Source organism: Streptomyces himastatinicus ATCC 53653, from assembly GCF_000158915.1.
Classification (GTDB): domain Bacteria; phylum Actinomycetota; class Actinomycetes; order Streptomycetales; family Streptomycetaceae; genus Streptomyces; species Streptomyces himastatinicus.
Genome location: NZ_GG657754.1, coordinates 1,572,781 through 1,580,211 on the forward strand (window position 1 = coordinate 1,572,781; position 7,431 = coordinate 1,580,211).

At 73.1% G+C, this 7,431-nt stretch carries 8 protein-coding genes and 1 pseudogene; 5 read left to right on the forward strand and 4 right to left on the reverse strand.

Features of this window, described 5'->3' with window-relative positions:
- Window positions 1-200: pseudogene (locus SSOG_RS05970) on the reverse strand (glutamate racemase); the annotation flags it as partial.
- A gap of 68 nt (window positions 201-268) precedes the next feature.
- On the opposite strand from SSOG_RS05970, the gene SSOG_RS05975 reads away from it, so the two are divergent.
- Complete coding sequence (locus SSOG_RS05975) at window positions 269-1,468, forward strand: glycosyltransferase (RefSeq protein WP_039936685.1); 1,200 nt, start codon at window positions 269-271, stop codon at window positions 1,466-1,468.
- A 13-nt stretch (window positions 1,469-1,481) separates the two neighbouring features.
- Here SSOG_RS05975 and SSOG_RS05980 read toward each other — a convergent pair whose 3' ends face one another.
- Window positions 1,482-2,849 (reverse strand): TerD family protein, encoded by a 1,368-nt coding sequence (locus SSOG_RS05980; RefSeq protein ID WP_106516359.1) that lies wholly within the window; start codon window positions 2,847-2,849, stop codon window positions 1,482-1,484.
- Window positions 2,850-3,055: 206 nt separating this feature from the next.
- Between SSOG_RS05980 and SSOG_RS05985 the strand changes: the two genes are divergently transcribed.
- Window positions 3,056-3,562 carry a DUF6643 family protein gene (locus SSOG_RS05985; RefSeq protein ID WP_009713310.1) on the forward strand — a complete coding sequence of 169 codons (507 nt, stop codon included), beginning with the start codon at window positions 3,056-3,058 and terminating at the stop codon, window positions 3,560-3,562.
- Between the two features lie 132 nt (window positions 3,563-3,694).
- Entirely contained in the window at window positions 3,695-4,537 is an 843-nt protein-coding gene (locus SSOG_RS05990; protein WP_039936687.1) for an MOSC domain-containing protein, read from the forward strand.
- A 299-nt stretch (window positions 4,538-4,836) separates the two neighbouring features.
- Here SSOG_RS05990 and SSOG_RS05995 read toward each other — a convergent pair whose 3' ends face one another.
- Together SSOG_RS05995 and SSOG_RS06000 are read right to left on the reverse strand one after the other, a co-directional pair.
- The gene (locus SSOG_RS05995; RefSeq protein ID WP_009713312.1) at window positions 4,837-5,556 is read right to left on the reverse strand and encodes a response regulator; all 720 of its coding nucleotides are present in this window, start codon (window positions 5,554-5,556) and stop codon (window positions 4,837-4,839) included.
- Window positions 5,557-5,773: 217 nt separating this feature from the next.
- Entirely contained in the window at window positions 5,774-6,223 is a 450-nt protein-coding gene (locus SSOG_RS06000) for a cyclic nucleotide-binding domain-containing protein (protein WP_009713313.1), read from the reverse strand.
- Between the two features lie 242 nt (window positions 6,224-6,465).
- On the opposite strand from SSOG_RS06000, the gene SSOG_RS06005 reads away from it, so the two are divergent.
- Window positions 6,466-6,900, forward strand: coding sequence for an ATP-binding protein (locus tag SSOG_RS06005; RefSeq protein ID WP_086015777.1), 435 nt, complete (start codon window positions 6,466-6,468; stop codon window positions 6,898-6,900).
- Between the two features lie 101 nt (window positions 6,901-7,001).
- Window positions 7,002-7,431, forward strand: a 430-nt coding sequence (locus tag SSOG_RS55680) for a universal stress protein (RefSeq protein WP_245606229.1), incomplete at its 3' end; no start/stop codon positions are given.

Consider the following 7,431-nt stretch of genomic DNA (forward strand, 5'->3'; position numbering starts at 1 on the left):
TCAGCGCGTCCGGCCGGTGTGCGGCGGCGGCGCTGGGCGCAGGCCAGGGCGCGTTCGGTGACGTCCTCGGGAGTACGCGGCCCCCACGGCATTCCGTCGGGGTCGGAGGAGAGAACGAGATCGGCGTCGGGTCGAAGGCGGTGCATCGCGGCCGCGGTGGGCAGCAGGCCGAATCCGGAGTCCATTAGCGCGATCTTCACCCCGTCACTTTAATGGATCGGCCCCGAGTCCTCGGCACCGCGGTACGGGTTCGGGCAGACTGCGGCGGGTGAGCGCGCTGACGTGGATCGCCGCCGGGGCCGTGGTGGTGTGGCTGTGGCTGCTGCTGGGCCAGGGGTTCTTCTGGCGTACGGACGTCCGGCTGCCCCGGACCCCACCGGGTGAGCACGGGGACCCACCCGACGAAGCGCCGGGTGACTGGCCTTCGGTGGCCATCGTGGTGCCCGCCCGGGACGAGGCCGCCGTCCTCCCCGTGAGCCTGCCGTCGCTGCTCGCCCAGGACTATCCGGGACCGGCCGAGGTCTTCCTGATCGACGACGGCAGCTCCGACGGCACCGGAAAGCTGGCCCGCGAACTCGCCGACAGCGACGGCGGGCTGCCGTTGACCGTCAGCTCGCCGGGCGAGCCGGAGCCCGGCTGGACCGGGAAGCTGTGGGCGGTACGGCACGGCATCGCGCTCGCCAAGAGCACCCACAAGTCCGAGTTTCTGCTGCTGACGGACGCCGACATCGCTCATGAGCCGGACTCGCTGCGGGAGTTGGTGCGGGCGGCCCGGGCCCACGGCCTCGACCTGGTGTCGCAGATGGCGCGGCTGCGGGTGACGACCGGCTGGGAGCGGCTGATCGTCCCGGCGTTCGTGTACTTCTTCGCCCAGCTGTACCCGTTCCGTTGGGTCAACCGGCGCCGGGGGCGCTGGGCGGCCGCCGCGGGCGGCTGCGTCCTGCTGCGCCGGGAGGCGGCCGAGCGTGCCGGGGTCCCGGAGGCCATCCGGCAGGCGGTCATCGACGACGTGGCGCTCGCCCGGGCGGTCAAGCGCTCCGGCGGGGCGATCTGGCTGGGCCTCGCCGACCGAGTCGACAGCGTGCGGCCGTATCCGGGGCTCGGCGAGCTGTGGCGGATGGTGTCGCGCAGCGCGTACGCCCAGCTGCGGCACAATCCGCTGCTGCTGGTGGGGACCGTAGCGGGGCTCGCGGTGGTGTACCTCGCGCCGCCCGTGGCGCTGTGCGCCGGCGCACTCACCGGGCGCCCGGCGCTGCTGGTGGCGGGCGCCGTCGCGTGGGCGCTGATGGCCGCCACGTACGTCCCGATGCTGCGCTACTACCGGCAGACCCTCTGGCTGGCCCCGCTGCTGCCGCTGACGGCGCTTCTGTATCTGCTGATGACGGTCGATTCGGCGGTACGGCACTGGCGGGGGCAGGGCGCGGCCTGGAAGGGGCGCACCTACGCCCGCCCCAGCGCCGCGCCCTGAGCCCGGACCACGGTCACTTTCGGCCGGGGGTCCAGTTCATGCCCCAGCCGTAGGCGTGGTCGAGGGTGCGCTGCGGGCTGACACCGCGGTCCGGCACCAGATAGCGGGCCTCGCGCTGGACGACGAGGTCACCGCCGTTGTTGGTGATGAGCGCGAGCGCGCAGACCGTGGACGGGACGGTGCACTCGTCGAGGGAGAAGTCGACCGGCGCGCCGAACTGTGGCTGAAGAGTGACGGTGGCGTGCAGGTTCGCGAAGCTGCGTGCACCTTCATAGATGGTGACGAACACGAGGATGCGGCGGAACGCGTCCTTGTGGTCGAGATTGACGGTGAGGTTTTCGCCCGATGTCCGGGCACCGGTCCGGTCGTCGGCGTCGAGCTGGATGAACGGCGGCTGGTGCAGCGACCCGAAGGAGTTGCCGAGCGCCTGCACCACGCCCTTGCTGCCGTCGGCGAGTTCGAACAGGCAGCCCAGGTCGAGGTCGAGGTCGCCGTGCAGCGCCAGGGCCCGGCCCAGCTTCTGGCCCCACCCCTGGAACTGCTTGTGCACCTGCCAGTTGAGGTTGACCCGCAGGGCGCCGGAGGTGCCGCCCTGCTTGGTGAGCGAGACGGCGGGCGCCTCCTTGGTCAGCGTGACCTTGCTGAGGCTCACCGGCGCCCCCGCGGGCGCGGTCCCCGGCGCGGGCGGCGGCGGGTACGGCGCGGCGGCGCCCGCGGACGGCGGCGGGAAGGCGGCGGCCGGAGGCCCCGACGGCGGAGCCGGGGGCGCGACGGGCGGTGCGGCAGGCGGTGCGGCGGGGGGCGCGGGAGGCGCGACCGGGGGCGCGGCGACGGAGGCGGGGGCGGGCGCCTGCTGCGGTTCGTCGACGCTGATCCCGTAGTCGGTGGCGAGGCCCGCGAGCCCACTGCCGTACCCCTGGCCGACCGCGCGGAACTTCCATCCGCCCTGCCTGCGGTACAGCTCACCGAGGACGAACGCGGTCTCTACGGAGGCGTCCTCGCTGTCGAAGCGGGCGATCTCGGCGCCGCCGGACGCGTCGAGGACCCGGATGAACAGGCCGGGAACCTGGCCAAACGTTCCGCCGTCCGAGGAGGCGGCGAGCACCACGGTCTCGATCGCGGGCTCCACGCGGCCCAGATCGACCGCGAGGGCGTCGGTCACGGTGTCACCGGCGGTCCGCTTGCCCTCGTGCCGTACGGCGCCCGAGGCGTGCACGGCCTGGTTGTAGAACACGAAGTCCTCGTCGGACCGAACCTTTCCAGCCACCAGCAGCAGCGCGGAAGCGTCCACGTCCGGCACTCCGGGGCCGGACCGCCAGCCGAGTTCGACCCGCACCGACCCTGCCGTGACCTGGATGTTGCTGCCTTTGCGCATCGCCATCCTGTCCCCCTGTCTTTCTGTTCGCTTCATCTTCTGGACGGGCATGTGACCCTCTGAAAACGCGCCCTTTACAGGATCTCAACGTACCCTGACGACCGTTTTTCCCGGGTTCGGTCCGATTGGGGGTCCGCGACCGCTCCGAACACTGAAAACAACCCTCCTACCGGGCTCCCCAATCAGCACATGGTGGGCTTAACTTATGGTCTATGACCTCCCCCCGCAGCACCTACGGCGGCGGCTACTACTCCTCGCCGTCCTTCCCGGACACCCCCATCTACGACAGCCTTGTCGCCGAGCGGGGAACGCCTCAGATCGCACCCATCCGGGTGCCTTCCGCGTATGACAGCGGAAGTCACCTTCCGGCACTGCCCTCGGCGCTTCCCGCGCTCCCGGCCGCCCCGTCCCAGCAGACCCCGCCGCCCGGCTATCAGCAGCAGGCGCCGCAGCAGGGCGGAATGCAGCCCGGCATGCAGCCGGGCGGGCTCCAGCAGGCGCCCTCTCCGTACATCCCGCCGCAGGCGGGCCCGCGCGGCTACCCGGGGGCGCAGCAGCAGCGTCCGGCGGCGCCGAACGGGTACGAGGCGATGCGTCCGGCGATGCCGCGCCCCCAGGCGCCCCGCCCGGCGGCTCCCTCGCCGTCGCCGTACGACGACCCGTACGGCCGTCAGCAGCAGTACCCGGGGCGTCCCCAGCAGCCGGGGGGCGGCTACTGACCCCAGCGCACTTTTCGCGCACCCTTTCGCAGCAGACCGAGGCCGGTGTTCCGTCGTTCGACCACCGGGCCTCGGCTTGTGTTCACCCCGCGGCAGTCCGGCCTGTCGGACCCTGCTGGCAGGATGTTCCACATGGTCAACCCAGAGCTGAGCGCCCTGCACGTCTACCCCGTCAAGTCCGTCGCGGGGTCGGCGCCCGGTGCCGCGGCCGTGGAGCCGTGGGGGCTGGCCGGTGACCGCCGATGGATGGTCGTCGAGCCGGACGGGCGCTATGTGACCCAGCGCCAGCAGCCGAGGCTGGCGCTCGCCTCGGCCGAGTCGCTGCCGGACCGCGGTGTCCGGCTCAGCGCCGAGGGCAAGAAGCCGCTGACCGTGACCGTACCCGGGCCGGGGGACCCGTCGGTGCCGTCACCGGTCACCTTCACCGCGAAGCTGGCGCGGACGGAGGTCGAGGTGGTGTCGGCGGGCGCCGAAGCCGATGCCTGGTTCAGCGACTTCCTGGGCACCGAGGTGCGGCTGGTCCACCTCGACGACCCGGCGCGGCGGCCCCTGACCCCGGAGTACGCGCGCGGCGGGGAGACCGTGAGCCTCGCCGACGAGTTCCCGCTGCTGCTCACGACCACCGCGTCGCTGCACGCGCTCAACTCGCTCATCGCCCAGGGTGACCACCCCGATGAGGGCCCCTTGCCGATGAACCGCTTCCGGCCGAACGTCGTGATCGACGGCACCGCGCCATGGGCCGAGGACGACTGGCGGCGGATAAGGATCGGCGAGGTCGTCTTCCGGGTGCCCAAGCCGTGCTCCCGCTGTGTGATCACCACGACCGACCAGAGCACCGGCGAGCGCGGCAAGGAGCCGCTGCGCACGCTGGCGCGGCACCGGCGGGTCGGGGACGCCCTGCTCTTCGGGCAGAACATGGTGCCGGAGGGCTCGGGCACACTGCGGCTGGGCGACCCGGTCGAGATCCTGGAGTAGTCCCGGCGGGGCCGCCACGGCACGGTGGCCGGCCGTAGAGGCGCGGCGTGCGGCGGCCCATATGGCCCCGGTCCAGGGGCCGTTCGGCCCTCCCCCGCCGGGGCGGGACGCGGGATGCTGGGCGGCGGTGTGAGCCGGTTGACCACGGGGCAGCCGGGCTCTCACTCCACTGCGGTGATGAGTGTCCACGATCGGCCGGCCCCGTACGGCGTGGGGTGCGGGGCCGGATGGGGAGCCGGCCTCGTGCCCCCCGCGACCCCGGCACCGGCGCCCGCCGCACCGCCCCGTCCGGCGCCCCCTCACTGCCCCGTCTCGCGCTCCCTGATCCGCTCGGCGATCACCGCCGCCTGGATCCGCCGCCCGACGCCCAGCTTGGACAGGATCGAGGAGATCCGGTTCTTGACGGTCTTCTCGGCGAGGAACAGCCGCTCGGCGATCTGCCGGTTGGTCAGCCCGTCCCCGATCAGCTCCAGGATCTCCCGTTCGCGCGGGGACAGCCGCTCCAGCTCGTCGGGCGTGCTCGGCTGGGGCCCGCGGAGCCGGGCCATGACGCGGGCGGTCGCGCCCGGGTCGAGCATGGACCGGCCGCCCGCGACGGTGCGTACGGCGGACACCAGGTCGGAGCCGTTGATCTGCTTGAGCACATAGCCCGCGGCCCCGGCCATGATGGCGTCGAAGAGCGCCTCGTCGTCGTCGAAGGACGTCAGCATCAGGCAGGCCAGTCCCGGCAGCCGGGCCCGCAACTCCCGGCAGACCGCGATCCCTTCGTGGTCGGCGCCCTCCCCCGACCCGCCCAGCCGTACGTCGAGCACCGCCACGTGCGGCCGTACGGCGGGGGCGCGGGCGATGGCCTCGCGGGCGCTCGCCGCCTCGCCGACGACCGAGAGATCGGGCTCCGCGTCCAGCAGGTCGCGCAAGCCCCGTCGCACCACCTCGTGGTCGTCGAGCAGGAAGACCCCGATGGGCTCGGCGGGAGGGTCGACTCCCCCGGCATCGGCGGTGTCGGCTGTCTCGGGCACTGCCCTCTCCTCCGTAGCGCGCGGGGCGCCGGTCGTGATCCGGTTGCCCACTCTTACGTCCTGCCGCGCGGAGGCGTAAGGGGCCATTCGGCCCTCGGGCGCGCCGCTCCGCGATCAGCGGTGCCGACGATACGCAGTCCGGCCCGCCCGGCGGCGTCAGCGCGCGGTCCCCGCCCCGATCAGGGGGACGATCCGGGGAGACGAGCGTGGAGAACGGTCAGGGGGACATGCCGCCCGCGTACGGCCCGTACAGGTCCAGCAGGCGGCTGCGGGCGGCCTGGAGGCGGCGACCGATCACCTGTGCGCAGGCCAGCGCGAGCGAGTAGCCCAGCTCCGCGTCCTCGTCGCACAGCCTGCGTACGGCCTCCGCGTCGAACTCGTACGCGCGCACCGGACTCAGCGCCTCCGCGCCCAGGTGCCAGGTGTCCGGCGGGAACAGCCATGACCAGCCGATCAGCTCCCCGGGGCCCAGGGTCTCGATCACCGCGGCCCGGCGGCCGGGCACCCGCAGGTCGAGGGTGACGGCGCCGGTGCGGATGATCCAGAAGCGATCGGCCTTCCGGCCCTCCTCGAAGATGCGTCCACCGGAGGGGAAGGACACCTCGTGGGCGAGCGTCATCAGCCGCTCACGGTGCTCGGTCTTCAGTCCGCGCAGAAGTCCCATCATGGCCTCACTCTGCCGTCTCCTCCCCCGCCTCGCCCCTCGGCGGTGACCGTGCGTGCGAGCGGCCGCCGATCCGAAGCGATACGCCGATGAGCGCGTACCGACTCTCCTTTAGTCATTTCCAGTCGAGTTGCCGATATGACACGTCATTTGTGTTCACACCTCCCCATGGCACCCCACACCCCATACCCTCGGCTCCTTCACCGACCCTGAGGTCGCTCGCCCTCGTCCCCCGGGAGGCCCTGGTGCCCGCCGACTCTCTCCGTCGGTCCGCCAACCGAGCCGGAGCACACCTGGAACATCTCCTGCACCGCCGCTTCACCGCGGGCGAGCTGCCGCGGCTGCGCGTGCTCGTGGAGGAGTGCGCCGCCTGGGCCGGGCTCAGCGAGGCCCGCCGCGGTGACTTCGTCCTCGCCGTCGACGAAATCGCCAGCAACGCGATCGAACACGCGGGCGGTACGGGCTCCCTGCTGCTGCGGCGGGTGGGCGACGAGCTGGAGTGCCGGATCAGCGACTCCGGCCCCGGCTTCTCCGAGGACGTCATCCCGCAGATCCTGCCCGGCCTGGACGGCGCGACCAGCGGCCGCGGTCTGTGGCTGACCCGTCTGGTCACCGACCGGCTGGTGATCAGCGCCGGGGCCATGGGCGCTGTCGTGACGCTCGCCATGCGGCTGCGTTAGGGGACACCCCCCTCAGGGCTCAGGGCCGCCGTTACTCCCGGTGCCCCGATACCGCGTCACGGCCGCCGCTTCGACGGGACAATGAGCGGGAATACAGCCAGGTGCCGACAGGAGAGGCGGTGGGCCCGGTGGAGCTTCCCGTGGTCGTCGGGGTCGACGGTTCGGACGCCGCCTCCGACGCGCTGGACTGGGCCGCCGCGATGGCGGCCCGGCGGCGGCTCCCCCTGCGCATCGTGCACGCCTCCCTGTGGGAGCGGTACGAGGGCTACGTTCCCGCCACCGCCGCCGACCGTCCCACCGAGCGCCTGTACAGCGAGACCGTGCTGGCCACCGCCGCCGAGCGGGCCGGGCGGCGCGCCCCCGCGCTGAAGGTGATGACCGATCTGGCGGCCGACGACCCGGTGACCGCGCTGCTGCGGGCCGGGCAGAGCGCGGAGGCGGTGGTCGTCGGGTCGCGCGGGCGCGGCGAGTTCGCGTCCCTGCTGCTGGGCTCGGTCGGGCTGGGCATCGCGGCGCGCGCGGCCTGCCCGG

Coding starts and splice junctions, on each gene's coding strand:
- SSOG_RS05980 (WP_106516359.1), bottom strand. CDS start 2,849: ATGGCGATGCGCAAAGGCAGCAACATCCAGGTCACGGCAGGGTCGGTG.
- SSOG_RS05985 (WP_009713310.1), top strand. CDS start 3,056: ATGACCTCCCCCCGCAGCACCTACGGCGGCGGCTACTACTCCTCGCCG.
- SSOG_RS05990 (WP_039936687.1), top strand. CDS start 3,695: ATGGTCAACCCAGAGCTGAGCGCCCTGCACGTCTACCCCGTCAAGTCC.
- SSOG_RS06000 (WP_009713313.1), bottom strand. CDS start 6,223: ATGATGGGACTTCTGCGCGGACTGAAGACCGAGCACCGTGAGCGGCTG.